This window comes from Micromonospora sp. DT227 (assembly GCF_049841835.1).
In the GTDB taxonomy this organism is placed as follows: domain Bacteria; phylum Actinomycetota; class Actinomycetes; order Mycobacteriales; family Micromonosporaceae; genus Micromonospora.
The window spans coordinates 1-217 of the sequence record NZ_JBNCLA010000107.1 but is presented as its reverse complement, the minus strand read 5'-3'; the positions used below and the strand labels follow the sequence as shown (position 1 = coordinate 217).

Below are 217 nucleotides of genomic sequence, written 5' to 3'. Positions count from 1 at the left end.
TTGACCGCGGTGGAGTTGCGTAATCGGTTGGCTACCGCGACTGGGTTGTCGTTGCCGGCCACGCTGGTCTTCGACTACCCCACCCCGGTGGTGTTGGCCCGGTATGTGCTGACGGAGCTGCTTGGTGAGCAGGTCGATGTTCTCGCGTCGGTGGTGGTTGGTGCGGGTGTGGATGAGCCGGTGGCGATTGTGGGGATGGGGTGTCGGTATCCGGGTG

The 217-nt window shown here is 64.1% G+C and carries 1 protein-coding gene; it reads left to right on the top strand.

Features of this window, described 5'->3' with window-relative positions:
- On the top strand, window positions 1-217 hold a 217-nt coding region (locus ACLQ2W_RS34100; protein ID WP_425792046.1), incomplete at both ends, for a phosphopantetheine-binding protein.